Origin of the sequence: Pseudomonas sp. GD03842 (genome assembly GCF_029841165.1) — a bacterium.
Lineage (GTDB): Bacteria > Pseudomonadota > Gammaproteobacteria > Pseudomonadales > Pseudomonadaceae > Aquipseudomonas.
The window spans coordinates 88476-115398 of sequence record NZ_JAOCEA010000007.1; the positions used below are offsets into that span (position 1 = coordinate 88476).

Genomic DNA, 26923 nt, shown 5'->3' on the forward strand with positions numbered 1-26923 from the left:
GAGCGCCGGGCAGACGGCTCAGTTCAACCCTGCCGCCTTCGCTCGCGCTGCGTGCAGCTTCTTGTAGCTGTCGATCAACCGTAGGTGACGGTCGAGCCCCTCGAGCTTGAGGCTGGTCGGCGTCAAGCCATGGAAACGCACGCTGCCGTCCACCGAGCCAATCGCCGCGTCCATTCGCTCGTCACCGAACATCCGGCGGAAGTTGACCTCGTAGTCGGCCAGTTCCAAGTCCTCGTCCAGGGCAATTTCCAGCACCACGTTCACGGCCTGATAAAACAGGCCGCGCTCGACGGTGTTGTCGTTGTACTGCAGGAACGCCTCCACCAGGTCCTTGGCTTTCTCGTGCTTTTGCAGGGCGAGGTAGATCAACAGCTTGAGTTCCAGAATGGTCAACTGCCCCCACGCGGTGTTGTCGTCGAACTCGATGCCAATCAGCGTAGTGATGTCGGTGTAGTCGTCCAGCTCGCTGGCTTCCAGACGCTGGGCCAGGGTTCTCAGGCCGACCTTGCTCAGGCTGTGCAGGTTCAGGATGTCGGCGCGGAATTCAAGCGCCTTGTTGGTGTTGTCCCAAATCAGGTCTTCCACCGGATAAATTTCCGAATAACCCGGCACCAGGATGCGGCAGGCGTTGGCGCCGAGGTCGTCGTAAACGGCCATGTACGCTTCCTTGCCCATCCCTTCGAGAATGCCGAACAGGGTCGCGGCCTCCAGTGCGTTGGCATCCTCCCCTTCACTGGAAAAATCCCACTCGACGAACGGGTAGTCCGCCGCGGCACTGAAGAAACGCCACGACACCACGCCGCTGGAATCGATGAAATGCTCGACGAAATTGTTCGGTTCGATGACCGCCTGGCCTTCGAAGGTCGGAGGCGGCAAGTCGTTGAGGCCTTCGAAACTACGGCCTTGCAGCAACTCGGTGAGGCTGCGCTCCAACGCCACTTCAAAGCTTGGGTGAGCGCCGAACGAAGCGAACACCCCGCCGGTGCGCGGGTTCATCAGCGTCACGCACATCACCGGGAATTCGCCCCCCAGCGAGGCGTCCTTGACCAGCACCGGGAAGCCTTGCTCCTCCAGCCCCTGAATACCGGCCAGGATGCCCGGGTATCGGGCGATCACTTCCAGAGGTACATCCGGCAAGGCGATCTCTCCCTCCAGGATCTCGCGCTTGACGGCCCGCTCGAAAATCTCTGAAAGGCACTGCACCTGGGCTTCGGCCAGGGTATTGCCTGCACTCATGCCGTTGCTGAGGTAAAGGTTCTCGATCAGGTTGGATGGGAAATAGACCGTTTCCCCATCCGACTGCCGCACGAAGGGCAACGACACGATGCCGCGCTGGGTATTGCCAGTGTTGGTGTCGTAGAGGTGCGAGCCGCGCAGTTCGCCATCACGGTTGAATATCTTCAGGCAGTACGGGTCGAGAATTTCGCTTGGCAATTCATCGTTCGGGCCTGGTTTGAACCAGCGCTCGTTGGGGTAATGGACGAATTCGGCGGTGGCGATGTCTTCGCCCCAGAACTGATCGTTGTAGAAGAAATTGCAGTTCAACCGCTCGATGAACTCGCCCAGCGCCGAGGCCAGAGCACTTTCCTTGGTCGCCCCTTTGCCGTTGGTAAAACACATCGGCGAATGGGCATCCCGGATGTGCAGCGACCAGACGTTGGGCACAATGTTGCGCCACGAGGCGATCTCGATCTTCATGCCCAGCTCCGCGAGGATTCCGGACATGTTGGCGATGGTCTGCTCCAGCGGCAGGTCCTTGCCGAGGATGTAAGTGTTGGCCGGGGCGCCCCCCGCTTCATGCAGCGCCGGCATCAACAACGCCTGCGCGTCGGCGTCGAGGTTCTCGACTTCCTCGATCACGAACTCAGGCCCGGCCTGCACGACCTTTTTCACGGTGCAGCGATCGATCGACCGCAGGATGCCCTGGCGGTCTTTTTCCGAGAGGTCGGCAGGCAGCTCGACCTGAATCTTGAAGATCTGGTTGTAGCGGTTTTCCGGGTCGACGATGTTGTTCTGCGACAGCCGGATGTTGTCGGTCGGGATATTGCGCGTCTGGCAATACAGCTTGACGAAATACGCCGCACACAAGGCCGACGACGCGAGGAAGTAGTCGAACGGGCCCGGGGCCGAGCCATCGCCCTTGTAACGAATGGGCTGGTCGGCAATGACCGTGAAGTCGTCGAACTTGGCTTCGAGTCGCAAGTTGTCGAGAAAGTTGACCTTGATTTCCATGGGGGGTACCGGCAGCGAAAAACGAATGGCGGCCATTATCCGGTTTTTCAGCGGAAAGTCTTGCGGCGCCGACAGAGTCGCCGCTCAGGCGTGCGGGGTGAGCGCCTGATGAACAGGGTGCAAGTGAGATGAACCTCCGGCGCGCCGGAGGTGAGCGGGAGACCCGTCACCTGAGGCCAGCCGGAGGCTGAGGGGAAACGCCCCCGATGTCAGCGAATGTCCGAGGCGGAATGCCGTTCGGGCACTTGTTTGTCCTCGTCACCCCAGGTGCGGTTGACCCGCAGCCCGCGAATCACGGCCGGGCGATTGGCAATCTCTTCGGCCCAGCGCTGGACATGGGTGTAGCTTTTCGCATCGAGGAATTCTGCGGCGTTGTAGACCGTACCGCGCACCACTTGGCCATACCAGGACCAGACCGCAATGTCGGCGATGGTGTAGCTGTCACCGGCCAGGTAGCGGCTCTCGGCCAGACGACGGTCGAGCACGTCCAACTGACGCTTGGCTTCCATGGTGAAACGGTTGATGGCGTATTCGAACTTTTCCGGCGCGTACACGTAGAAGTGACCGAAACCGCCCCCCAGGTAAGGCGCCGCGCCCATTTGCCAGAACAGCCAGTTCAGGGTTTCGGTGCGGCCTGCCGGATCGGTGGGCAACAGCGCACCATATTTTTCGGCGAGGTACAGCAGGATCGAGCCGGATTCGAACACCCGGATCGGCGGTTCGACGCTGTGATCGACCAAGGCCGGAATCTTGGAGTTGGGGTTGATGTCGACAAAACCGCTGGAGAACTGGTCGCCCTCGCCGATGCGGATGAGCCACGCATCGTATTCGGCGTCGGTTTTGCCCAGGGCCAGCAGCTCTTCGAGCAGGATGGTGACTTTCACACCGTTGGGGGTCGCCAGCGAGTAGAGTTGCAACGGCTGCTTGCCCACGGGCAGGTTTTTTTCATGGGTCGGGCCCGCCACCGGGCGGTTGATACTGGAGAAGTGCCCACCGGATGCTGCTTCGTTTTTCCAGACCTTGGGCGGAACGTATGCGTCTTTCGTCATGAAACAAACCTCTAGAGTGGGTCACTGTTGGGGGCGCCGTGGCCCGCGGCAAACCTTTGCCACGGGTCATGACCGGACCGGCATGAGATCGGAGCGGTTCGGGGTATCGGGTTACCTTGGGGCGCCTCAATCACATTTCAATCAGAGAAACGACCATGCACCCAGCCTTTTCCGGCACCAAGATCGCGCTACTGTGCGATGACCAATTGCTGATCTACCAGCGTGACGACAAACCCAGCATTCCCTGGCCCGGGCTCTGGGACTTGCCCGGAGGCGGACGCGAACACGATGAAACGCCCGAAGCATGCGCCCTGCGCGAAGCATACGAAGAATTCGGCCTGGCCCTGAACCCGGCCTGGATCGTCTACCGACGGGTCTATCGGGGCGCGGGCAACAATGGCCTGGACACCTGGTTCATGGTGGCCGAGGTTCCGTCGGGGCTGTTCGGCCAGATCACCTTCGGCGATGAAGGCCAGCGCTGGCGCATCAGTACCGTCGACGCCTACCTGGCGATGGAGGACGCCATCCCGCACCTGCAAGACCGGTTGCGCGACTGGACGAACGCGGTCTCGGCTAGCCGGTAGAGGTCGAAGGCGCTCGACCGAACAGGGGCGCCAACTGATCCGCTGGGACCGCACGGCTGAAATGAAAGCCCTGCACTTCATCGCAGGGGTGACGCCGCAGGCATTCCAACTGGGCTTGGGTTTCCACACCTTCCGCGGTCACGGTCATGCCCAGCGAACGCCCCAGGTCGATCATCGCCTGGACGATGGCCAGATCATTGCCCCGCTCTGTGAGGTGAGCAATAAAGCTGCGGTCGATCTTGATGCCGTCCAGCGGGTATTGACGCAAATACGCAAGGGATGAGAAACCCGTGCCGAAATCGTCCAGGCTCAAGCGCACTCCCAGCGTACGCAGCGCGGTCAACGCCGCCTTCGCGCCTTGGGCGTGGTCCAGCAGCACCCGTTCGGTGATTTCCAGCTCCAGACGGCGCGCAGACAGGCCGCTGCCATGCAGGGCCTGGGCGACCACCGCCACGATGTCTTCTTGGTCGGCCAACTGGCCGGGGGACAGGTTGACCGACAGGCCAACCTCTGGGGGCCAATCCATCGCATCACGGCAGGCCCGTTCCAGTACCCAGCGCCCTAACGGCTGGATCAGACCGGTGTCTTCGGCCAGCGTGATGAAGGCGTCCGGCGGCAACAGGCCCCGCTCCGGGTGCTGCCATCGCACCAGCGCCTCGAGGCTGCGCAGCGACCCGTCGACCGTCGCGTACCGCGGCTGGTAGTGCACGCACAGTTGATCGTTCAGCAATGCCGTGCGCAGCTCGTGCTCCAGCTGTCGACGCGCCAGCAAGTGGGTCTTCATGCTGTCGACGTAGAACCGCCAGGTGTTGCGGCCCGCCGCCTTGGCCTGGTACAGGGCGATGTCACCCATGCTCAACAGCTCTGCGCCGGTGTGGCCATCGGCGGGGGCCCGGGCGATGCCGATGCTGGTGCCGATGAACACGGTCTGCCCTTCCACCTCAATCGGACGGCACACCTCCTCGACCAGCCGGCTGCACAGCGCCACGACGTCGCCCTCGCCCACTTCGCCGACCAGCACCACGATGAATTCGTCCCCGCCCAACCGCGCCACCATGTCGCCGTCGTGCACGTGGGCCTGCAGACGCCGGGCGACTTCTTGAAGCACGCGATCACCCACAGCGTGCCCCAGCGCGTCATTGATAGGTTTGAAACGATCGAGGTCCAGGCTCAATACGGTCAACGGCCAGGTCACCGGGTGGCCGAGGTGTTCGTCGAGAAACTGATGCAGGCGGAAGCGGTTCGCCAGCCCCGTCAACGAATCGTGCAACGAGAGTTGGCGAAAACGCTGTTCGCTGCCGCTGAGTTCCAGTTGGCTGGCATGCAGCGCCTGGAACTGCGCGTCGATCTGTCGCGCCAGCGTCCAGGCGTAGCGCACCAGCATGGCGAGAACGACCGCCAGCAGCAGAACGCCGGAAATAAAAAGCGGCAGGGTCTGTTTGAGTAAAGCCATGCCGGGTCGCGGCGGCATCCATTTCAACAGGATCGTCGACTCCAGCAAGGGCATGACGTCGTAGCCCGGCTCCGGCCGCTCGTACAGGGAAATACTCGGCAAGCCGTAGGTGTCGCTCAGGTGGTTCAATTTCACAGGGTCCAGGATGGTGACGAACATCATCACCGAGGCCGGACCGGGAACCGGCTGGATGGTGGGGTCGGACTCAGGACTGATGGTCGCCGCCGCCACCAGCGCGGGCACCCCGGCGACCCTGAACGCACGGACCAGGCCGTCGTTGCTTTGCGTCGATAACCGCGCGTCGCGCACCAGACCGTCCAGATCGCCTTCCAGCCAGTCGCCCGCCTGAATCATCGAAGGCTTGCCATCGATCACTGCGTAGCGGGTCCGGTCCCGAGCGTCGATGACCAGCACGCCATTGTAGCCATACAGTTCGTACGGGATCGGACCGACGTTGCGCTGATCATCGGCCCAGACCTTGTCGACGGTCATGTGCAGGTGTTTGTACGCTTCGCCCCATTTGGCGTAGTTGATAATGTTGCGCCCCACTTCATTGCGCACTTGCTCCAGGGTGCGGGCAATGAAGATACGCGAGCGCTGCTGGACATCGCGGTCCTGATTCAAGGCATTCTGCACCAGCAGAAAGCCACTGAGGCCGATCAACAGCAACAGCGCGCAGATCGCCGGGAAAAGACGCAGGATCAACTGACGACTGCGGCGGGTGGCGGCCCAGTCGGCGAAGTTGGTTTTGAACATGCAGACACCTGAGAGCGACGGTTACAGCAGCGACACGCAACGACCAATGATTGCGAATGGCTATCCTAACCGTCTGGTTCTGCAGGAGCTAGCGGTCATTCCTCGACGCGACGGGCAGTTGCAGGGCCACTGCCGCTTTGTCGATGACCGAGTGCACGTTGACGATCCGGTCTTCCTGAAACTCATAAAACACGTTTTCAGTGAAACGGACCCGCTGTCCGTTGACCGGCAGACCGAAGAGGTCACCGATGGGCGTGCAATCGAAGCACAGCCGCGCGGCAATATGGGGTGGATCGGCAATCAACCGATCAACGACGAAGCGCAGGTCGGGTATCGCCCGGAAGTCGTTTTCCAGCATCGCCTGGTAACCGGCGAGGTCGATGCGCTGGCCGTTGTAATGGACATCGGGCGCGACGAATTCCCCCAGATGGGACCAGTCCTGGCGATTCAGGCAGTCGATGTAGCCGAGGTAGCGTTCGCAAAGGGCTTGCTTGCTCAAGGTCATCACCTCCGTTGGCGCTGCACAGGCAGCCGTCGGGAGTTAGGGGGCAAGCGGGACGATTAAGTTCAGGATCAAGCCGGAATCGGCGGTTGCATGGCATCCCGTGGAGTCAGCCGTAACGGGGCATCCCAAGGGAACGCCACCTGCTCAGTTGCCCGCCACCTGCGCCACCTCACCGGAGGTCACCAGCGCCTTGAGCGACATGTCGAACCGTTTGAGTGCATCGACTTGCAGTTCACGCTGCTGGTTGATCTGCGCGGCAATTTCCGGGGCCGCCTTGTCATGCACCCACACCGAGCTCAGCTCCTGGGTGCCCAAGCCTTCGGCTTTGCCAATGTATTGAAGGTTGGCGTCATAAAACTTGGCGACGAACCGCGCTTCAACCTTGCTGTTGCGCTGGGTAACCAATTGGCTATAGGTGTCGAGCATGACAACCACATCGGGTCGTGCCTTCATGAGCGCGTCCAGATTGTCATAGACAGTGACCGACGCGAATTCCTTGGCAATGGAGGCTTTAAGCCAGTCGATGGCCAACTTTGGATCAGAGCTGTTGACGAACGCATCGCGAATACGCGAATCCAGCGCACCGTTCTTGACCCCCTTCACGGCGACCGCATGATAGTGCTCGAGGTAATTCAAGGTAGCGACGGTATTTTCGCTGTAAAGAACGCCCACTGACTGAGACTTGCTCAGGCCCACACCGCTGTCTGCCATGGGCATGAAGTGGCAAATCGGTTCGTCGGCTGCCGACGTCGCGGCGCTTGCGGGCACCGCGGCCACCAGGCCACCGGTCAATACGGCGACAAGCGTCAGCAAAGTGGAAATTCTCATCGCAGGTGTCCTTCGCAAACAATTCAACATGGCTCTATCCTGCTCCTTTACAGAAAAAAAAGAACACGTGATCGATGATGTTAACTATCGATTTCGCCAATGGTAGGCGCGCAGAGAAAGTCCTTTACGATTTATCGAATAAAACAACTTTCCCCTATAACCCAACCGACCGACTAGATGCCGTAGTTGCCCAGAACCTGTCGCACTTTACCCAATGCAACATCCAGCGCCGCCTTGTCCACAGACCCCAGTGCCAGGCGAATGGCATGGGGCACGGGGCTGGAGATGGCGAAGGGCTCGGCGGTCGACACCGCAACGTTCATGTCGAGCAATTCCATCGCCACCTGATCGGCCCTCGCTTCTTCCGGCAACGGCACCCACATGAAATACGAGGCGGGATGGCTGATAAGGTTCAGCCCAATCAGGCGCTTGTGCGCCACCGCCTGTCGGGCCCTGGCGTCCTCGCGCTTTTCCCCCTCCAGCCGGGCGACCGTGCCGTCCTCTATCCATTGGCAGATCAGCGCGGTCATGACGCCCGCCGTGTTCCAGGTCGTGGCTCTAACGGCACGCTCGATGGCCGCCACCCAGCGCGAAGGCGCCACGACATACCCGACCCTCAACCCCGTGGCGACATTCTTGGAAAACCCCGAGACGTACACCGTCAGTTCCGGCGCCAACGTGCGCAGCGCAGGCGGCGGATCCTCCGCCAGAAACGCATAGGCTGCGTCCTCGATCAGCATCAGCCCATGCGTGTGTGCCAGGCTCACCAACCGCGCCCTCCAGGCCTGATCCAGCACCCAGCCCATGGGATTGTGCAGCGTGGGCATGGCGTAGACCGCTTTGACACGTCGCAGGCGACAATGGCGTTCCAGCGCATTGAGGTCCGGGCCGTTATCGGTCAAGGGAATCGGCAGCATTTCAAGGCGAAGGGCCTCGGCCAGCACCTTGAACCCCGAATAGGTCAACGCGTCCACCGCCACGACATCGCCGGGCTTGAGCAGCGCCATGGCAATCGCCGCCAGCCCGTGCTGCGCTCCGCTGACGATGACGACCTCATCCGAACTGACCTGCAGGCCCCTCTCCGCCAAGTAACGGGCAAAGCAGGCCCGTTCATGGCCGCGCCCGGCGTGAGGTTGATAGCGCAACAAGGCGTCCAGATCTCCGCTGAGCGCCAGTTGACGCAAGCCGGTGCGCAGCATTTCGCCCTGGCCCGGCAGCGCGGGGTAATTGAAATTGAGGTCCAGCACACCGGCGCCCGGCGCTTGCTGATCAACCCCATGGCTGAGAGGCAAGGCGATTTCCCGCACATAAGTCCCCCGCCCCGTCTCACCGCTGACCAACCCCATCGCCTCCAGCTCGGCATAGACGCGAGATGCAGTCACCAGCGCGAGCCCTTCCTGCTCGGCGAGTTGTCGATGGGTCGGCAACCGGGTCCCCGGTGCCAGCGCCCCGGAGGTGATGTCATGGGCGAAGCGATCCACCAAGGTTTTGTAGCGCGCGGGCGGCATAAGGAATGCATCCATGACAATTCTTTGATTGTCCTGATTCTGCACCTTAGGCTTTCGCCCATGCAATCACGACTAGGACACCACGCCATGGAACATGCATCGCCGCTGTCTCGCTCCCACCTACCCCGCCCACGCGTATCCAGCGGCTGGCTCAACGGCCTGATCGGTGTGCTGATCTTCAGCGGTTCGTTGCCTGCCACGCGCATCGCCGTGCAGGACATCGCGCCCGTATTCCTGACGGTCGCACGCGCCTCCATCGCCGGAGCGGTCGCGTTGTGCTTGCTGTGGCTGCTCAAGCAACGGCGCCCCACCGCATCCCAAGTGTGGCCGCTGTGCATCGTCGCCCTGGGGGTCGTGATCGGCTTTCCGCTGCTCACGGCCCTGGCTTTGCAGTACGTCACCTCGGCGCACTCGATCGTTTTCGTCGGCCTGTTGCCGCTGGCCACCGCCGCGTTCGCCGTATGGCGGGGCGGTGAACGACCACGCCCGGCCTTTTGGGCATTCTCCGGACTTGGCAGCGCGTTGGTGGTGGGCTATGCCCTGGCGCAGGGGCTGAGTGCTTCTCCGGTCTGTGACCTGCTGATGCTGCTGGCGATCCTTGCCTGCGGGCTGGGCTATGCCGAAGGGGCAAAACTCTCACGGACGCTGGGCGGGTGGCAGGTGATCTGCTGGGCGTTGGTGCTGGCACTGCCAATGATGCTGGTGCTGACCTGGCTGAACGCGCCCGCATCGTTCGCCTCTGTCGGTCTTGCGGCCTGGATCAGCCTGGGCTACGTGTCGCTGTTCAGCATGCTCATCGGGTTCGTCTTCTGGTATCGGGGACTGGTGCAGGGCGGGATCGCCGCGGTCGGCCAGTTGCAGTTGCTCCAGCCATTCTTCGGGCTGGCACTGGCTGCCACACTGCTGCACGAAGACGTGAGCGTGGCCTTGGTGGGCGTGACCGCGGGCGTCATCCTGTGCGTCGTCGGGGCGCGGCGCTTTTCCCGGTGAAGGGGCTGGGGCGTCACTCGGTCACGGTCAGGGGCACGCGCTTGAAATACACCAGCAGGCCGCTCAGGCAGATCAGCGCCATTCCCAGCGATGAGGACAGCACCGGGTAGCTGTCGAAAAACACCACGCCGTACACGGCAGCGAAAAGGATTTGCAAGTACCCCAATGGGGCCAGGACCGATGACGACGCATAAACATAGGATTTGGAAATCAGCAGATGCGCCGTCATCCCCAATCCGCCCAGCATCAGCAGCATGGCACACTGGGACAGGCTGGGGGTGGCCCAAAAGAACGGCACCACCAGGCTCAGGATCGCCGTGCTGAACACGCCCACATAAAAGCTGCACACCGAGGGGCTGTCCGATTCGCCCGCCAGCTGCGTCAATACTTGATAGACCGCAAAACAGAATGCCGAGGCCAGTGGAAACAGCATCCAGAGCGAGAACCCCTCGCGGGTGGGATTGATGACCACCAGCACACCTATGAATCCGACGATCACGGACAGCCACTGCAGGCGGTCGGCGTGGATGCCGAAAACCAGCGGAGACAACAGGGTGACGAACGCCGGGGCTAAAAACACCAGTGCCGTCGATTCGGCCAGCGGCACATGCGTCAGCCCGAATAGAAAGGTCAGGCTGTCACCCAACAGGAACAAGGACCGCACCAGATGCAGCCCCGGCCTGCGGGTGTGAAAGGCCCGCTGGCGTTTTTCCCTGATGATCAGGCTGGTCACGATCAGGGTATGGATCAGGTAACGCGCCCACGCCACGAAGACGACAGGCAGCACGAGGATCATGGTTTTCGAGACAGCATCGTGGCTGGCGAACACAAACGCCACACCGACCATCAGCCACATGCCGAGCACATGACGATGGGGAGAAGAAAGCAAGCTCATGGGGCATCCAACGGCGGAGTGAGAGACAACAGGCGCGCTGCGCAGTACAGCACAAGTTGCCCCGGCCTCCAACGCCGGTTTGACGGCGGCGTTGCCTGGGCCAGCCACGCCGCGATCAAGCCCCTACGAACAGCCCGGCCCCGCCATTCGCAGCGATGCGTGGACCGGGCGTGGGAGTGTCGGGCCTACTGCGCCTGGCTCACTCGCCATACCGTATTGCCCACGTCATCCGCCACCAGTAGCGCGGCTTGCTGATCGAGAATGACCCCCACGGGGCGGCCCTGGGCTTCACCGTCCTGGTTCAGAAAGCCCGTGAGAAAGTCGATCGGCATGCCTGTCGGCTTGCCATCCTGAAAGCCGATGAACACCACCTTGTAACCTGACTGCGGGTTGCGGTTCCACGAACCGTGCTCACCGACGAACACGCCGTTCGAGAAGTTCTGCGGCATCCCCCGGGCGTCCGAAAACGTCAGGCCCAACGGCGCAACGTGGGTGCCCAGCGCGTAGTCCGGCGCGATGGCCTGGCTGACCTTGTCAGGACGCGGTGGCTGGACGCGCGCATCGACATGACTGCCGTAATAACTCCAGGGCCAGCCATAAAACGCGCCGTCCTTCACCGACGTCAGATAATCGGGCACCAAGTCGCTGCCGATCTCATCCCGCTCGTTGACCACTGTCCAGAGTTCCGAGGTGCCCGGTTTCCAGGCCAGACCGTTGGGGTTACGCAGGCCACTGGCAAACAGACGTTTCTGGCCGGTCCGGGGGTCGACTTCCCAGATTGCGGCGCGGCCCTCTTCGGCTTCCAGACCATTCTCGCCGACGTTGCTGTTGGACCCGACCGTTACATACAGCTTGCTGCCGTCGCCATTGGCAACGATGTTTTTGGTCCAATGGTGATTGATGCCGGCAGGCAAGTCAGTCACCTTGACCGGCGTGGCGGTGATCTCGGTCTGCCCGTTCTCATAAGGCACCTTGACCACGGCATCAGCATTGGCGATGTACAACTCATTGCCCACCAGCGCCATCCCGAACGGCGAACTCAACCCACTGATGAAGACCGTACGCACTTCAGCCTTGCCATCACCATCGGCGTCGCGAAGCAAGGTGATGCGATTCGCGCTCTGCGCGTCCGCCCCTGCCCGCGACATCACGATGCCAGCCGCTGTGCGCTTGGCCCAGGCCATCAGGCCAGAGCCACCGTCGGTAGTCCCCTCCGGCTTGGGCGGCGTGTTGCTTTCTGCTACCAGCACATCGCCATTCGGCAGTTTGTACAACCAGCGCGGGTGCTCAAGACGGTCCGCCAGCGCCTGCACCTTGAAACCGGGTGGCGCGACAGGCGCATGGGTGCCCTGCCAACCCACCGCCTTTGACACCTTCACCGTCGGAATCAACGACTGCGTCGGCTCGGGCAACTGTGGCTTGGGGCCAACGCCTGCCTGAAAGGGTAATTTGGCGTTTTCGCCGCAGCCGCCGAGCAAGGCCGCGGCGGTCATCAACAGGGCAAGGCGCTGTACCGTCATCATTGTTCTAACCTCTTCTTCGGCCCTTCGTGGGCCACGTCTGGACATCCAATCGGCGAAATTATCGCCCTGTCTTCCGCCACCAAACAGCTGGGCAGGTACAAATGACCTTTGTTGCAAGGGCACGAATCAAACGACCCCGCCTGTCGTGCAAGGGTTCAATGTAGGCGGTGGTGAGGGAACGTGACGCGCGCGTCCGCGGTCAGGAAACCAGAGGGAACACGATGAAGACATGGCACAGGCGCGCACTCATTTCAAAGGCACTGACCTTCGGCGCCGTCGCCTGGGTATTGCCCACGGGGTTCGCTGGAGCAAAAACGATGCACGCGCTCGAGACACTGCTATTGCAGCGCAATGACTGGGTACCGAACAATCCGACCCTACCGGTGCTGCATTACCGCGACGTCGTTACCGATGGCGATGTCGCTTCGGCCATGGAAGCCTTGTTCACCCGCAATGGCTGGAAACCGGCATGGCGGGACGGTGTGTTCGATTACCACCACTACCACTCCACCGCCCATGAAGTACTCGGCTTCGCCGCGGGCAGCGCACGGCTGATCCTGGGAGGCCCACAGGGCGTGGAGGTCACCGTGAACAAGGGTGATGTCGTGCTGCTGCCTGCCGGGACGGGCCACTGTCGGTTGTCGGCCAGCGAAGATTTCCTGGTCGTGGGCGGCTATCCGCCGGGCCAGAACTGGGACATCTGCCGGGAGGCACCGACCGAGGCGATGATCGAGCGCATCGCGCGTCTGCCGTTTCCGAACAGCGACCCAGTGACCGGGAACCGCCCTCCGTTGACGGCCCACTGGCAGGGTCATTGAAAGTCTTGGCCAGCGTGTGTCCAGTCGGCACCCTCAAGACCAGGCCAATGCGATGCGGCTTTCGAACGCCCGCGCCTGGCCGGTCACCGGATCCGTAAAGCGCAGCCCTTGCGCCAGCAGCTTCAGCGGCTTGTCATAGTCGTCGACAGCGTCTTTCACGACCTCGGGGTAAAACGGGTCATTGCAGATCGGTGCGCCCAGCGCCGCCATGTGCACGCGCAATTGATGCTTCTTGCCCGTCACCGGAAATAATCCGTAACGGCACAGTTCGCCGTGGCGCTCACAGACCTCTATCCGGGTTTCGGTGTTGCTGGGCCCGTCCCCTTCCGTCATGCGAAAAAAAGGTTCGCCATCCACCAATCGGCTTTTATGGACGCGGGGAAACGCCAGTGCTGGCAGCGCACGCGCAATGGCTTCGTAACGTTTTTCGATGCGTCGCGTCGGGAACAACGCCTGATAGGCCGAACGACTGCCCTTGTTGGCCGAGAACAGCACCAGCCCAGCTGTGTGGCGGTCGATACGGTGCAGCGGTACCAGGTGCGGATTGTCGAGTGTGCGAATCAAGCGCCGCAACAACGTTTGCTCCACGTATTCGCCGGACGGGGTGACCGGCAGAAAATGCGGTTTGTCCGCGACGACCAGGTGTTCATCGGCGTAAAGGATCTGCTCCTGGACCGGGATCGGCGTCTCGTTGGGTACTTCGCGGAAATAGTGGATGCGCAGCCCTTCACGGTACGGCAGATCCAGCGCGACGGGCTGGCCCTGGCCGTCGAGCACACGCCCCCGGAGAAAGCGGTCCACCCATTGCTCTCGGCTGATCGCACTAAAGCGCGCGCACAGGCAGTCGAGCACCGTCAACCAGGGGCCTGGGGGCAGATACAGGGTGCTGGCCTGGCTGGTGGCGGGTAGGAATGCAGAATCGGACATGGGTCTCTCGGAGGTCATGGCGTGAAGAGACAGCATTATCCCCTCAAGCGGCCGTCAGGCGCGAGCCATGCCGGCACGCGACGTTATGTCGCAGCGCAATCCACTACCAGTTGTCTGACATCTACATGACGACGGTAGCCGCTGGCATTCCTTTGTTCTAAAATGTTGCTAAATCGGCACGCAGGGGCGAAACCGAACGACCACGAACATCTTCGTGATCGAACCCGAAAGCCCTGCCAGACCTGAATTCCATAAAAAGAAAGCCCGTCCTCGACGGGCTTTTTTCGTTTTCAGCGTTTGCACCCCGCGCCCTGCGCGACCGCCGAACCGTAGCGTCGGCCCTGAACGCACCCGTTGCTCATGGCCCACGACAGATTTCGTTTTGCAAACTTGAGGTTACGCCATGCTGGTTCAACTTTTTCAATGGATCAAACGCCTGTCCACCGGTACGCCGGCCGAAAGCGAGGACAACTATTCGCAGTCGTTTTCGGGTGAAGAACATGACGTCGGTCGCTGGACCTTCATGTCGGTCTTCATCATTTTCACGCTGAGCCTGTACATCGTCGCGGGGCTTGGCTACTACGCCAAGGTTCATGTCTGGGACGGCATGACCGAAGCCCAGAAAGAAGCCGTCGCCAAGGCGATGGTGGTCGACACCCAGTACCTCTGAGGACTGCGACTGAACCGCTTCAAGCGCTCAGTCCCTCAAGAACATCACCACCTGACCGGTGTCGAACGGCCAGTCCAGCTCGGCGCCGGTGTCCACACGGCGCAGTACTGGAATGCGCAGGCTGTAAGCGTCAGTCAGGGCGTCACTGTCTGCGATATCGACCAGTTCCACCATCAGGCCATGCTCGACGAGCGTCATGAGCTCCGCCTCGGCGACCTCGCAGAGGTGGCATCCCACGGTGCTGAACAGCTGACATTCCGGCGGCATGAGGAAAAACCTCCCTCCAGAGAATTTCACGAACTGCGGCCATTTTAGGCCCGCCCTGGAATACCGTCGAGCCGGAAGCGACGTCGGGAAAAATCATTGGAAAGGTCCAGCAGCGGCTTCTCGAAGCAGCGGTAACCCACCCAGCCATAACACAGCACCGCCATCAGCATGACCAGGGTGAACAGCACGTTGTCCAACAGGCTGTTCGGCCAACCACCGAACAACTGCCAGAAGCGGCCAACGACACCCAGCACCAAAAGGTGCGACAAGTAGAGGGTGTACGACATGTCTCCCACCGCCACCAAGGACGAAGGCATCTTCACCCGCCGGCGACGCTCCAGCAGGGCCAGCCCCAGGACCAGGACGCCGAATACGGCGCCGACTGCACACATGCGCAACATGCCCTGCTCGTCGAACAGCCGGTAATACCCAATCAGCGCCACCCCGGGTACTAGCGCTACCGCGAGTGCACCGAAAATCATCGGCGTGGTGATCCGTGCGCAATGGCGACTGTAAAAAAGCAGCGCCAGCGCGACGCCAACAATGAACTCCAGCGCGTAGGGATGAAGAACGATTTTCAATGCGGCGTTGTAGTCCTGCCAGGTGTCGACGCTGTTGAAGCTCATCAATGACAACGCCCACGCCGCCAGAAACACCGGCAGCCATCGTTCGCGAAACAGCATCAGGCCAGTGAACACCAAGTAGAACCATAGTTCGAACAGCAGCGACCAGGCCACCATGACCAGCAGCACCTTGTCGTTGGGCAGCAACAGAAAGGACATCAGCAGATTGGACGAGCCATGCGTGCTGTTGACCAGGCTCGGCTGTAACCACACCGCCACCCACGTCAGAAAGAAATAAAGCCAGTATGTGGGGTAGATTCTCGAAGCTCGGTTGAAGAGAAAGCGTTTGGACTCGGCCACCTTCTGAAAACGCCCACGGCTGACAATCACCATCACGAAACCACTGATGATGAAGAACAGGTCCACTCCCAACTGGAAGAAATCCAGCCAGGGCGGGAGGAGAACGTCCCCGCCGGCATATTTGCCCTCGACGGCGGTCATGTGGAAAAGCACCACCCCCAGCACCGCCACGCCCCTCAGCGCTTGAAGGGAATAGATTCGCTCCATCGACTTCTCCTACAACAGACGTGCCCATGAGGGCGACGACAAATCAGGAAAGTCGAGAGGCAGGGCTGCTGTTGCCCTGCCCACTCGCTTTGCCGACAAGCATAGCCAATGGTCAGCTCGGTCGAGCGTTACGTTGGGACGAAGCTCAGGCTCAATCGTGACTGACTGCCCCGATCATGTGGATCGACAGGTCAGCGCCGTAAAACTCTTGCTCTTGCGTCAAACGCAGGCCCAGGCACTGCTTGATCAGGCCATAGACCCCAAACCCACCGGCAAGCGCGATGAACACCCCTGCCAGGCTGCCGATGATCTGGCTGACCAGGCTGACGCCACCCAAGCCTCCGAGGGAGACCTGGCCGAAGATGCCGCAGGCGAGTCCACCCCAGACGCCGCACACGCCGTGAAGCGGCCAGACACCCAGCACGTCGTCGATTTTCCAACGCACCTGAGCCGCCGTAAAACACCAGACGAACAACGCGCCGGCGACCGCGCCAGTGATCAGCGCGCCGACCGGATGCATCAGGTCGGAGCCCGCGCACACGGCCACCAGTCCGGCCAAGGGGCCATTGTGCAAAAAGCCGGGGTCATTGCGCCCGACCAGCAAGGCGGCGACCGTCCCCCCTACCATCGCCATCAACGAGTTGACGGCGACCAGACCGCTGACGCCTGCCAGCGTCTGTGCACTCATCACGTTGAAGCCAAACCAGCCCACGATGAGAATCCACGACCCCAGCGCCAGGAAGGGTATGCTCGACGGCGGATAAGCGATCAACTTACCGTCGCGGTATCGACCGTTACGCGCCCCGAGCAGCGTGACCGCGGCCAACGCCAGCCAGCCCCCTACGGCATGCACCACGACCGACCCGGCGAAATCATGAAAACCGGCGCCGAAGCTGCGCGACAACCAAGCCTGGATGCCGAAGTTGCCGTTCCACACCACGCCTTCGAAAAACGGGTAGACGAAGGCGACGATCAGCACCGTCGCACAGAGTTGCGGAGTGAATTTCGCGCGCTCGGCAATGCCCCCCGAGATGATGGCAGGGATCGCCGCAGCGAACGTCAGCAGAAAGAAAAACTTCACCAAGGCGTAACCATGATCGGCAGCCAGGGCACTGGCCGGCTGCAGAAAGCTCACGCCATAGGACACCCAGTAACCCATAAAGAAATAAGCGAGGGTCGATACGGCGAAGTCGCTGAGGATTTTCGACAAGGCATTGACCTGGTTCTTCTGCCGAACGGTGCCGACTTCCAAAAAGGCGAAACCCGCGTGCATGGCCAGAACCATGACGGCACCGATCAGAAGGAACAGGGTGTTGGAACTGTGAACCAAGGTATTTACCGCACTTTGCATATTTTCCATCGAGGGGCAGGCCTACAAGATGACGACGGCCCTGCGTCATGCACCGAGACCCACCGCTCAAACGCACCAAGGTTGCGCAGGAACATGCAGTACGAACCGAAACGGCGCACCACATTAGGAGAAGGACGATGACCACAGGGGCATGAGTGTTGATTTTTTGAGTTAGCTGTCCAGTTATCAGCGGTCCCGCCGATGCGCACGCCCTCCTTTAGGGCAAGTCGCCTCACTGGCGCACCACCGAAAAGCAAAAACTGTACCGGCGCTCAATGTGGCAATTGGAATGAACCTTCGCAAATAGGCCATACTCGAAAACCATTATTGCCACCTCAACGGAGAACACCATGGCTCGCCCGACCCCAGAGAAAGCCCAGGATATTTTGATGGCAGACTTCCAGACACTGGTTGCCGACACGGAAAAGCTACTGGCGCACACGGCGTCTCTGGCAGGAGAACAGGCCGATGAGCTGCGGGACCAGATTCAGGAGAGTCTGCTGCGCGCTCGCGAAACATTGGCACTGGCCGAAGCCACGCTGCGCGAGCGCAGTAAGGAAGCGGTCGTCGCCACCGAAGAATACGTTCAGAACAATCCCTGGCAATCGGTAGGTATCGCCGCTGGCGTAGGCTTCCTGCTGGGTCTGCTGGCCACAAGGCGTTAAAGGCTATGACAGTGGAAACAGGTCCATCCGCCCCGGATCAATCCTCCTCGCCGCGCCGTCTCGGTGCCGCGTTTCTCGGTTTGCTGCACAGCCACATCGAGCTTTTCGGCATCGAGCTTCAGGAGCAAAAGGCTCGTACGGTCAGCCTGCTGCTGTTCGCGGGCCTGGCTTTGGTGTTCGCACTGTTGTTGCTCATCGGGCTGTCCGCGTTGCTGTTGATTCTGGTGTGGGACACCTACCGGCTCAGCGGCATCATCGGCCTGTGTGCGTTCTACACCTTGGCAGCGCTGTTCTGCGCGATGCGGCTGAGATCCGCGATCTTCGATGAATCCTCGCCCTTTCATTCCACCCTGGAAGAACTGGCCAATGATCGTGAGCGACTGATGCCATGAGCCACCCCGACTCGCCTCAAACCCATAACCGTCGAGAGTTGCGCAAGGCGCTGATCCGCCTGCGCATGGAGATGCATCGTCAGGAGATACGTCACGAGTCTGCGCAGCTGATGCGTCCCCTGCATCGGATGCGTGGCATGGCGCATGACCTGCCCGGTTCACTGGGTATCAAGCACGGTCCCCTCTGGGGAGTGGGTCTCGTCTCGCTGCTCGGGTTTCTCACGGGAAAACGAGCGCGTAGCAAACAGGCTGGAAGTGTGACTCGGCTGATCAAATTCAGCGCCAGCGTGCTGCCTATCATCCGGCTGATCCTGCAGACCTCCGGCCGTCGCCACTGAGATGGCCATTTGGCTGCATTCTTGCAAATAAATTTCATCCGCCCCGCCTCGATGGTCATGTCGAGTCGGGGCGTGTTTTTTTGCCTGAATAACAAAGCCAATATTTTCTGAGGAGGCCATGTGATCGATGGGCAACCGCTAGCCTGTTTTCAGCCGTTCATCGATACCGCCACCGGTCGTATTGCAGGGATAGAGGCCTTGGGACGCCTGCGCCAGGAAGACGCCCGATTGCTGTCAGTCGGCCCGCTGTTCGCCGACCCCAAACATCCCGCCGCCGACCTGCGTCGGCTGGATCGGTTGATCCGAGACGATGCGCTCAGCCGTCTGCACGAGGCGCCGAGCGACTGGTTCCTGAGCCTGAACATTTCCCCTCGCTGGATCAGCCGCCTTCGCCCAGGGCAGTCGCTGCCCAGCCTGTTGCAACTCAAGCGACATGGCATCCCGGCTCATCGCATCGTGTTCGAGATCACTGAACTGGGTGGCGACAGCCAGCGCCTGAGCGACGTGGTCGCGCGTTATCGAGAAGCCGGCGCCAGAATCGCCATCGATGACTTCGGAGCGGGTTACTCCCAGTTGGATCGGGTGTTGGCCTTGCAGCCAGATATTCTCAAGTTGGACATGCGTCTGTTTCAGGCGGCGGCGAGGGGCGGTCCTAGCAGTGACGTGGTCAAAGCCTTGGCTCAGATGGCCGAGAAGACCGGTTGCTGGATCATCGCCGAAGGGGTGGAAACCGAAGCCGAATTGCATTTCGCGCTGGAGTGCGGATCGCGGTACGTGCAGGGCTTTCTCTTCGCCCAGGCCGAACAGCACTTTTTCGCCGCCGATGCGTTCGTCGAGCGATTTGCCCAGTTGCGCGATCGCTACGTCATGGAAAAAGTGGTCGAGCGCGAGCGCTTGATGAACCTGCGCAAGCAGCTCAGCCAACTCATGACACGATTGCAGCGCTGGGCCGAAGGCAACGCGCCACTGAGTGATTTACCGAACGTCGAGGAGTTCCCGTGGCTGCTGCGGTTCTACCAATGCGACCGCCACGGAACACAACTCACGCCCAACCTGGAATGGCGCCAAGGCGCCTGGCTGGCGGACGCCCGCTATCTGGGCCACAACTGGTCGTGGCGGCCCTACTTCTATCATCTACTGGCTGAAGGCTGGCATGAGCGGCGACTGACCCTGTCCAACACTTACCGCGACGCCACGAGCAATCAGTATTGCCTGACAGCAGGCCAGTTTTTCGACAATGGCCAGCGTCTGCTGTTGATTGACGTCGACGCCGCAGGCTTTTGACGCGCCACCCAGGCCATCTTCTGCTTGCAGCCCGATACACGAACCGGGAAGCTAGGCCGGTCATCACCCGTTGGAGTACCGGCCTTGGATTGGCACACCCTGCTCACGCGCGAGCGTCTCGGCAAAACCCTGCACAGCCCGGAAGAACTGGGGCGCAGCCCGTTTCACAAAGACCACGACCGCATTATCTTTTCCGGCGCGTTCCGTCGCCTGGGCCGCAAGACGCAAGTCCACCCGGTCACCAGTAACGATCACATCCACACACGCCTGACCCATTCTCTCGAAGTGAGCTGTGTGGGCCGCTCATTGGGCATGCGTGTCGGTGAGACCCTGCGCAGCGCGTTGCCCGAGTGGTGCGACCCGAGTGACTTGGGCATGGTCGTTCAATCGGCCTGCCTGGCCCATGACATCGGCAACCCGCCGTTCGGGCATTCGGGAGAAGATGCGATCCGCAACTGGTTCAAACAAGCCGCAGGACGTGGCTGGCTGGATGCGATGAGCGACGTTGAGCGCAACGACTTCCTCAATTTCGAAGGCAATGCCCAAGGCTTTCGTGTGCTGACGCAACTGGAGTATCACCAGTTCGAAGGAGGGACCCGCCTGACGTACGCCACACTTGGCACGTACCTCAAGTACCCGTGGACCGCCCGTCACGCCGACTCGCTGGGCTATAAAAAGCACAAGTTCGGCTGCTACCAGAGCGAACTGCCGATCCTCGAACAGATCGCCCATAAATTAGGGCTGCCGCAGATCGAGGACCAACGCTGGGCGCGCCATCCGCTGGTGTACCTCATGGAGGCTGCGGACGACATCTGCTATGCATTGATCGACCTCGAAGATGGCCTGGAAATGGAGCTGCTCAATTACCCGGAAGTCGAGTCGTTGCTGCTGGGCCTGGTGGGCGACGACTTGCCCGAAACCTACCGGCAACTCGGCCCGGATGACTCGCGTCGCCGCAAACTGGCGATCTTGCGTGGCAAGGCCATCGAGCACCTGACCAACGCCGCCGCGCGGGCGTTCGTGGAGCAGCAGGACGCATTGCTCGCCGGTACGCTTCAGGGCGACCTGGTCGAGCACATGGAGGGCCCCGCGAAACGTTGCGTGCTCAGCGCAAAAGACATGGCCCGCAAAAAAATCTTCCAGGACAAGCGCAAGACGCTCCACGAGATCGGCGCCTACACCACCCTGGAAATCCTGCTCAATGCGTTCTGCGGAGCGGCACTGGAGCAGTACGGTGGGCACACACCCTCGTTCAAGAGCCGACGCATCCTCGATCTACTGGGAAACAACGCGCCGGACCCCCGATGGCCCCTGCACACCTCGTTCCTGCGTGTCATCGACTTTATCGCCGGCATGACCGACAGCTACGCCAGTGAGATGGCGCGTGAAATGACGGGGCGCTCAAGCCCCGTTTAAAGAATGCCCTGATCGCATAAAGCCCGAAATCCGACTGGAGATCGGGCTTTTCTTTTGGGTGTTTCCAGAAAGGAAAACGCCATCTTCGGAAACGTCCTACACGTTGACGAGAGGAGTCCTATCGCCGACTCCAATGCGCTGTCGAATAATCCGCCGACCACAATGCCGTGTGGACCGGCCCCGACACCCGTCCACGGCGCCTCTATCACAGCAATTGCCCACGCGATCCTCAGCGCACAAGCGCTTCGGTTGCCCTGCCCCCGCCTGGAATCTTTCAATGCCCACAGACACGCTTCGAATCTTGTTGGTAGAGGATCACCCGTTTCAGCTCATCGCGCTGCAGATCCTGCTCAATAACCATGGCCTGTATCGGGTGACCCCCGCGCTCAATGCCGAAGAAGCGCTGGTCGCGCTGGAGCGCAGCGCCAAGCCCTATGACGTGCTGCTGTGCGACCAGCGCCTGCCGGACATGAGCGGCACCGAGCTCATCGACATCGCCACTCAGCGCAAACTGGTGAGTCACGCGGTGTTGCTCAGTGGGCTGGAGAACGCCGAATTGAAAGATCTCACCCGGGCGGCAGTCGAAAGAGGCGTTCCATTACTCGGGTGCCTATCGAAACCCTTGAACACACTGGAGCTATTGCAACTTATTTCGTCCCGATACGGTGACTGCTGATCGATACGCAGCATCTTATTGTTCGCTGCCGCGCTTCTTCGCCCAATAACGCCATCATTCAGCCTTTTTACCGCCTCCCGTTAAACGCGGTTATTACTGCGCGCGGAATTCGGCGTGTTTAATATTTGTAGTACCGCCCTTATGCATATGTAGGAACATTCCCAATCGAAATAAACACGCTTTCACTGATAACTTTTTTCACTCAGAATCGGTGCCAATTTTTAAACGCCAATGGGCGATAAGAGCACTGACGTACGGCAATACTCTTATTTTTGTAGGACTCTTCCTATATTCAGCCATCGCGTGATTATGTTCATGCGCGCGCCCACACCGCTGGGAAAACGTGCGCACCCTCTTCGCTGCCTGTTATGGATTGCCTTATGAACTCAGTTTTTATCATCGATGATCATCCCGTCATTCGCCTCGCCATCCGCATGCTGCTGGAAAATGAAAATTACGACATCGTCGGCGAAACGGACAACGGGGTCGACGCCATGCAAATGGTCCGCGAATGCATGCCCGACCTGATCATCCTCGACATCAGCATCCCCAAACTGGACGGGCTGGAAGTGTTGGCCCGCTTCAACGCGATGAACCTTCCCTCGAAAATCCTGGTCCTGACTGCCCAGGCGCCGACGCTGTTTGCGATACGCTGCATGCAGTCAGGCGCCGCCGGTTATGTCTGCAAACAGGAAGACCTCAGCGAACTTGTCAGTTCGGTGAAGGCGGTTCTTTCCGGCTACAATTATTTTCCAAGTCAGGCACTCGGCACGGCCGCTCATCTCGGCGGTGATCCGCACGAACTGGAGCGCTTCAAGCTGGTGAACGATCGGGAATTGATGGTTCTCCAATTATTCGCCCAAGGACGAACCAATAAGGAAATCGCCAAAGGCATGTTTCTCAGCAACAAGACCGTCAGCACCTACAAGACCCGTCTGATGCATAAACTGAAAGCCAAGACCCTGGTAGAACTTATCGAGATGGCAAAACGCAATTCTTTAGTGTGAGAAACAGGATGTCGAAGGGAATAAAGGATTATTGGACAATCATCGCGTTCGTATGCCTGAGCCTTGTTGCGCAGTTACAAGCCACAGCGGCTGAACGCTACGCCCTCTTGAGCCGCTCCAACCCTGCGCACATGGATGTCGCGCTGGACCGGGCTCAATGGCAATGGGTACGCAGCCAACGCGAACTGGTGCTCGGCACTTCGGCGCCAGATTACCCCCCCTTCGACATGACGCCCACCGGCCATGACTATGAAGGCCTGACGGCAGATTATGCGGGCATCCTGGCCAGGGCGCTGGATCTTCCCATTCGAGTGCTGCGCTATGAGACCCGCGATCAGGCCATGGAAGCCCTGCTCAAAGGAGAGATCGACCTGCTCGGCAGCGCCAACGGCTACGAAGCCGCCGCAAGGAACATACGGCTTTCTTCGCCCTATGCCGTGGACCAACCGGTACTGGTCACCCGCACTGGTGAGTCCCGAGGGCTGAACGATGGTCTCAATGGCCTGCGCCTGAGCATGGTCTACCACTACTTGCCACCGGAAGACATCAGCGCCCTCTACCCCAAGGCGCGTCTCCAGACCTTCCCTTCGTTCCAAAGCGCGATCAACGCCGTGGCCTTCAACCAGGCCGACGTCTTTCTCGGCGACGCGATTTCCACACACTATGTCATCAGCAAGGGCTACCTGAACAACGTGCAGATGGCCAACTTCGGCAAACATGAACCCAACGGCTTCAGCTTCGCGGTCAACGCCGACCACCCTGCCCTGCTGGACATCGTCAACAAGGTCCTCAAGGGCATCCCGATCGATGAACGGATCGCCATCTCCAAACGTTGGGGCGCTGGCGCAGACCGGCACCTGACCGACCAGAAACTGCAACTGACCCAGCGAGAAGAGCGCTGGATCGCGCAACACCCGACCGTACGCGTGGTGATCAACGACGCGTACGCGCCGCTGACCTTTTTCGATACGAGCGGCAACTTCCGCGGCGTCACTGCCGATCTACTGGACCTGATCAGGCTGCGCACCGGCCTGCGCTTCGAGGTTTCCCATGCGCCTGGGATGGGGGAGATGATGAACCGGCTCAGCCAAGGCCAGGCCGACCTGATCGGCGCCATGGTGCCCAGCGACGAGCGGGAAAACCGCTTCAGCTTCAGTCGCCCTTACATGGACAGCGCGTTCGTTCTGGTCACGCGCAAGGACCCTTCCAGCCCCTCCAATCTGGACCAGTTGGAGGGCAAGCGCGTGGCGCTCAACCTCGGCAGTCCGACGCTGGATTACCTTCAAAAGAGTTATCCGCACATCTATCCGGTAGAGGTCGATAACCCGGCCCAGGCATTGGACATGCTGTCCCATGGCCGGGTGGAAGGCGCGATCACGTCCCTGTTCAGCGCCAGTTATTTCATTGCTTCCCGCGGGTTGCAGGATACGTTGCAAATGCGCGTGACCGTCGGAAAGGAGCCCGCCCGCATTGCCATGGCCACTTCCCGCAATGCCACGGAACTGAGCAGCATCATCGACAAGGCGCTGTCGAGCATTGCGCCCGAGGACCTGGCCGTCATCAACAATCGCTGGCGGACCTACATCCCTGCGGGGCGCGGCGCCTGGCAGGATTATCAGTTGCTGGTCTATCAGATCCTCGCCGGCGCCGGCCTGCTGCTGCTCGGGTCGCTGGCGTGGAATGCGTGGATGCGGCGCCAGATCAAACAGCGTGAAAAAGCCGAGCGCGCGCTCAATGATCAATTGGAATTCATGGGCGCCATGGTCAACGGCACTCCCCATCCCATTTACGTCCGGGATCGCGACGGCCTGCTGCAAATGTGCAACGAAAGCTATCTGACAGCGTTCTCCGCCCAGCGCGACGACGTGATCGGCAAAAGCATTCTCGAAGGTGTGCTCAGCGATGCTCAGGAAGCCAGGCAATACGTCGAGGATTATCGTCAGGTGATGGCCGACGGCGTTCCGTTGATTCTCGACCGCTCCTTGCACATCGACGACCGCCCTCTGACCATCTATCACTGGATTCTCCCGTTCAGAGATTCATTGGGCAAGGTGCAGGGCATCATCGGTGGCTGGATCGACATCAGCGAGCGACGCCAGTTGATCGAGCAACTGCAGAGTGCCAAGCAGCAAGCGGACGATGCCAACCGTGCCAAAAGTACCTTTCTGGCCACCATGAGCCATGAGATCCGTACCCCGATGAATGCCATCATCGGCATGCTCGAACTGGCGCTCAAACGCGCCGACCAGGGACAGTTGGATCGTCCGGCGCTCGAGGTCGCGTACGATTCGGCCAGAGACCTGCTGGAGTTGATCGGCGACATCCTAGACATCGCGCGAATCGAGTCGGGCCGTCTGACACTGAGCCCTGAACGGGCCAATCCGCGAGCGCTCGCGGAGTCCGTCGTGCGGGTGTTCGACGGTCTGGCCCGACAAAAGGCCCTGACACTGCATCTGGACCTGGACAGTCGGGTCAATCTGGACGTATTGATCGACCCGTTGCGCTTCAAGCAGATCCTTTCGAACCTGATCAGCAATGCCATCAAGTTCACCCCTCAGGGCCAGATCCGCATCACGCTTCACGCCGAAGAGGCCGCCAGCGAGCAACAGGTCCGCCTGCACGTGGCGATCCAGGACAGTGGCATCGGCATCAGCGCAGCGGATCAGGCGCGCCTGTTCGCCCCTTTCGCCCAGGCCGACAACACGGGGCAAATGGCTCGCAGCGGCGCGGGGCTTGGCTTGGTCATCTGTCGCAGCCTGTGCGAAATGATGGGCGGAACCCTGACACTCGACAGCGAGCCCGGCCAGGGAACACGGGTAGAGATGATCTTCGACCTGACCTGTCTCGAGCCCGTGGCCACCACCCCGGCAATGAGGGATCACACCGAAAACGAAAGGACCACACTGGCCATTCTGGTCGTCGACGATCACCCTGCCAATCGTCTGCTGCTGTGTCAGCAGCTGGAGTTTCTGGGGCATCGTTGCGACGTGGCCGAGCAGGGAGCCCAAGGGCTCGAGCGGTGGCAGGCCCGCCATTTCGACTTGGTAATCGTCGACTGCAACATGCCGGTGATGAATGGGTACGATCTCGCGCGTGCGATTCGCAGCCAGGAGCACGCGACCGGCCGGACGCCGTGCACCCTGCTGGGATTCACCGCCAATGCCCAACCCGAAGAAAAGCAGCGCTGCCGCGACGCCGGCATGGACGACTGCCTGTTCAAACCCATCAGCCTGACCGCACTCAATGACCGCCTCGCGCGCATCACCCCCACGCCTGCAGCGAAGGCACCGGAGGCGAGCCAGCTCCCCTTTGAAATGGACAGCATTGTGACGTTGACCGGCGATCGGCCTGAGATGATCGAGCACTTGATCAAACAGCTGATCAGCAGTTGCCGTGACGACGCCAACGAATTGCGGGAGGCGATTTCACGGGGCAATCGGCAGGGCATTCACGACACAGCCCACAAGATCAAGGGTGCTGCCCGGATCATCAGCGCCAATGAAGTCATTGCGTTGTGCACGCAGCTTGAGCAGGAGTGCGACGCCGGCGAGCCGATCGCCGTTATCGAGCGGTGCGGGCAAGCCTTGAAAGTCGCCATGGAAACCCTCGAGAAAGCATTGCTCCAGCACCGTCGAGGCTAGGTGCGTGCTGAGCGGGGA

General features: G+C 60.7%; 24 protein-coding genes. 12 read left to right on the top strand and 12 right to left on the bottom strand.

The window, feature by feature from the left end:
• Positions 1-18: 18 nt before the first annotated feature.
• Both N5D61_RS11945 and yghU read right to left on the bottom strand, forming a co-directional pair.
• Positions 19-2232, bottom strand: coding sequence for an OsmC domain/YcaO domain-containing protein (locus N5D61_RS11945; protein WP_279892864.1), 2214 nt, complete (start codon positions 2230-2232; stop codon positions 19-21).
• Between the two features lie 209 nt (positions 2233-2441).
• Complete coding sequence (gene yghU / locus N5D61_RS11950; RefSeq protein ID WP_108238563.1) at positions 2442-3281, bottom strand: glutathione-dependent disulfide-bond oxidoreductase; 840 nt, start codon at positions 3279-3281, stop codon at positions 2442-2444.
• A gap of 155 nt (positions 3282-3436) precedes the next feature.
• On the opposite strand from yghU, the gene N5D61_RS11955 reads away from it, so the two are divergent.
• Complete coding sequence (locus N5D61_RS11955; RefSeq protein WP_108238562.1) at positions 3437-3865, top strand: NUDIX hydrolase; 429 nt, start codon at positions 3437-3439, stop codon at positions 3863-3865.
• On the opposite strand, the gene N5D61_RS11960 is transcribed toward N5D61_RS11955, so the two are convergent.
• The 4 genes from N5D61_RS11960 to N5D61_RS11975 all read right to left on the bottom strand — a co-directional run bounded on the left by N5D61_RS11960 (position 3855) and on the right by N5D61_RS11975 (position 8915).
• Positions 3855-6074: an EAL domain-containing protein gene (locus N5D61_RS11960; protein WP_279892868.1), complete on the bottom strand. Its 2220-nt coding sequence runs from the start codon at positions 6072-6074 to the stop codon at positions 3855-3857. The genes N5D61_RS11955 and N5D61_RS11960 overlap by 11 nt on opposite strands.
• A gap of 88 nt (positions 6075-6162) precedes the next feature.
• Positions 6163-6573 carry an ester cyclase gene (locus N5D61_RS11965; RefSeq protein ID WP_108238635.1) on the bottom strand — a complete coding sequence of 137 codons (411 nt, stop codon included), beginning with the start codon at positions 6571-6573 and terminating at the stop codon, positions 6163-6165.
• Between the two features lie 150 nt (positions 6574-6723).
• Positions 6724-7407 (bottom strand): ATPase, encoded by a 684-nt coding sequence (locus N5D61_RS11970; RefSeq protein ID WP_279892870.1) that lies wholly within the window; start codon positions 7405-7407, stop codon positions 6724-6726.
• 173 nt (positions 7408-7580) lie between these two features.
• Positions 7581-8915 carry a PLP-dependent aminotransferase family protein gene (locus N5D61_RS11975; RefSeq protein ID WP_279893075.1) on the bottom strand — a complete coding sequence of 445 codons (1335 nt, stop codon included), beginning with the start codon at positions 8913-8915 and terminating at the stop codon, positions 7581-7583.
• Positions 8916-9002: 87 nt separating this feature from the next.
• Here N5D61_RS11975 and N5D61_RS11980 point away from each other — a divergent pair, with 87 nt between their 5' ends.
• On the top strand, positions 9003-9905 hold the full coding sequence (locus tag N5D61_RS11980) for a DMT family transporter (RefSeq protein ID WP_279892872.1): 903 nt from the start codon (positions 9003-9005) through the stop codon (positions 9903-9905).
• A gap of 13 nt (positions 9906-9918) precedes the next feature.
• On the opposite strand, the gene N5D61_RS11985 is transcribed toward N5D61_RS11980, so the two are convergent.
• Together N5D61_RS11985 and N5D61_RS11990 are read right to left on the bottom strand one after the other, a co-directional pair.
• The gene (locus N5D61_RS11985; RefSeq protein ID WP_279892875.1) at positions 9919-10800 is read right to left on the bottom strand and encodes a DMT family transporter; all 882 of its coding nucleotides are present in this window, start codon (positions 10798-10800) and stop codon (positions 9919-9921) included.
• Between the two features lie 185 nt (positions 10801-10985).
• Complete coding sequence (locus N5D61_RS11990; protein WP_279893077.1) at positions 10986-12320, bottom strand: sorbosone dehydrogenase family protein; 1335 nt, start codon at positions 12318-12320, stop codon at positions 10986-10988.
• A 320-nt stretch (positions 12321-12640) separates the two neighbouring features.
• On the opposite strand from N5D61_RS11990, the gene N5D61_RS11995 reads away from it, so the two are divergent.
• Positions 12641-13141 (top strand): cupin, encoded by a 501-nt coding sequence (locus tag N5D61_RS11995; RefSeq protein ID WP_279892877.1) that lies wholly within the window; start codon positions 12641-12643, stop codon positions 13139-13141.
• 33 nt (positions 13142-13174) lie between these two features.
• On the opposite strand, the gene N5D61_RS12000 is transcribed toward N5D61_RS11995, so the two are convergent.
• Entirely contained in the window at positions 13175-14068 is an 894-nt protein-coding gene (locus N5D61_RS12000) for a pseudouridine synthase (RefSeq protein ID WP_279892879.1), read from the bottom strand.
• A 403-nt stretch (positions 14069-14471) separates the two neighbouring features.
• On the opposite strand from N5D61_RS12000, the gene N5D61_RS12005 reads away from it, so the two are divergent.
• Positions 14472-14738 (top strand): hypothetical protein, encoded by a 267-nt coding sequence (locus N5D61_RS12005; protein ID WP_108238556.1) that lies wholly within the window; start codon positions 14472-14474, stop codon positions 14736-14738.
• 27 nt (positions 14739-14765) lie between these two features.
• On the opposite strand, the gene N5D61_RS12010 is transcribed toward N5D61_RS12005, so the two are convergent.
• The 3 genes from N5D61_RS12010 to N5D61_RS12020 all read right to left on the bottom strand — a co-directional run bounded on the left by N5D61_RS12010 (position 14766) and on the right by N5D61_RS12020 (position 17495).
• Positions 14766-15005 carry a glutaredoxin family protein gene (locus N5D61_RS12010; RefSeq protein ID WP_108238555.1) on the bottom strand — a complete coding sequence of 80 codons (240 nt, stop codon included), beginning with the start codon at positions 15003-15005 and terminating at the stop codon, positions 14766-14768.
• A gap of 44 nt (positions 15006-15049) precedes the next feature.
• Positions 15050-16135: an acyltransferase gene (locus N5D61_RS12015; protein ID WP_279892884.1), complete on the bottom strand. Its 1086-nt coding sequence runs from the start codon at positions 16133-16135 to the stop codon at positions 15050-15052.
• A 151-nt stretch (positions 16136-16286) separates the two neighbouring features.
• Positions 16287-17495, bottom strand: coding sequence for an ammonium transporter (locus N5D61_RS12020; protein WP_108238553.1), 1209 nt, complete (start codon positions 17493-17495; stop codon positions 16287-16289).
• Positions 17496-17836: 341 nt separating this feature from the next.
• Here N5D61_RS12020 and N5D61_RS12025 point away from each other — a divergent pair, with 341 nt between their 5' ends.
• The 8 genes from N5D61_RS12025 (at position 17837) to N5D61_RS12060 (ending at position 26905) form a co-directional block, all read left to right on the top strand.
• Complete coding sequence (locus N5D61_RS12025; RefSeq protein ID WP_108238552.1) at positions 17837-18151, top strand: YqjD family protein; 315 nt, start codon at positions 17837-17839, stop codon at positions 18149-18151.
• 5 nt (positions 18152-18156) lie between these two features.
• The gene (locus tag N5D61_RS12030) at positions 18157-18543 is read left to right on the top strand and encodes a phage holin family protein (RefSeq protein ID WP_108238551.1); all 387 of its coding nucleotides are present in this window, start codon (positions 18157-18159) and stop codon (positions 18541-18543) included.
• On the top strand, positions 18540-18881 hold the full coding sequence (locus N5D61_RS12035; RefSeq protein ID WP_108238550.1) for a hypothetical protein: 342 nt from the start codon (positions 18540-18542) through the stop codon (positions 18879-18881). Before N5D61_RS12030 ends, N5D61_RS12035 begins: the two co-directional genes overlap by 4 nt.
• 120 nt (positions 18882-19001) lie before the next feature.
• The gene (locus N5D61_RS12040; RefSeq protein WP_108238549.1) at positions 19002-20165 is read left to right on the top strand and encodes an EAL domain-containing protein; all 1164 of its coding nucleotides are present in this window, start codon (positions 19002-19004) and stop codon (positions 20163-20165) included.
• 84 nt (positions 20166-20249) lie between these two features.
• Entirely contained in the window at positions 20250-21581 is a 1332-nt protein-coding gene (locus tag N5D61_RS12045) for a deoxyguanosinetriphosphate triphosphohydrolase (RefSeq protein ID WP_108238548.1), read from the top strand.
• 277 nt (positions 21582-21858) lie between these two features.
• Positions 21859-22257: a response regulator gene (locus N5D61_RS12050; protein WP_108238547.1), complete on the top strand. Its 399-nt coding sequence runs from the start codon at positions 21859-21861 to the stop codon at positions 22255-22257.
• 380 nt (positions 22258-22637) lie between these two features.
• Positions 22638-23264, top strand: a complete 627-nt coding sequence (locus N5D61_RS12055) for a response regulator transcription factor (protein ID WP_279892886.1) — start codon at positions 22638-22640, stop codon at positions 23262-23264.
• 131 nt (positions 23265-23395) lie between these two features.
• Positions 23396-26905, top strand: a complete 3510-nt coding sequence (locus N5D61_RS12060; protein WP_279893079.1) for a transporter substrate-binding domain-containing protein — start codon at positions 23396-23398, stop codon at positions 26903-26905.
• Positions 26906-26923: the final 18 nt, after the last annotated feature.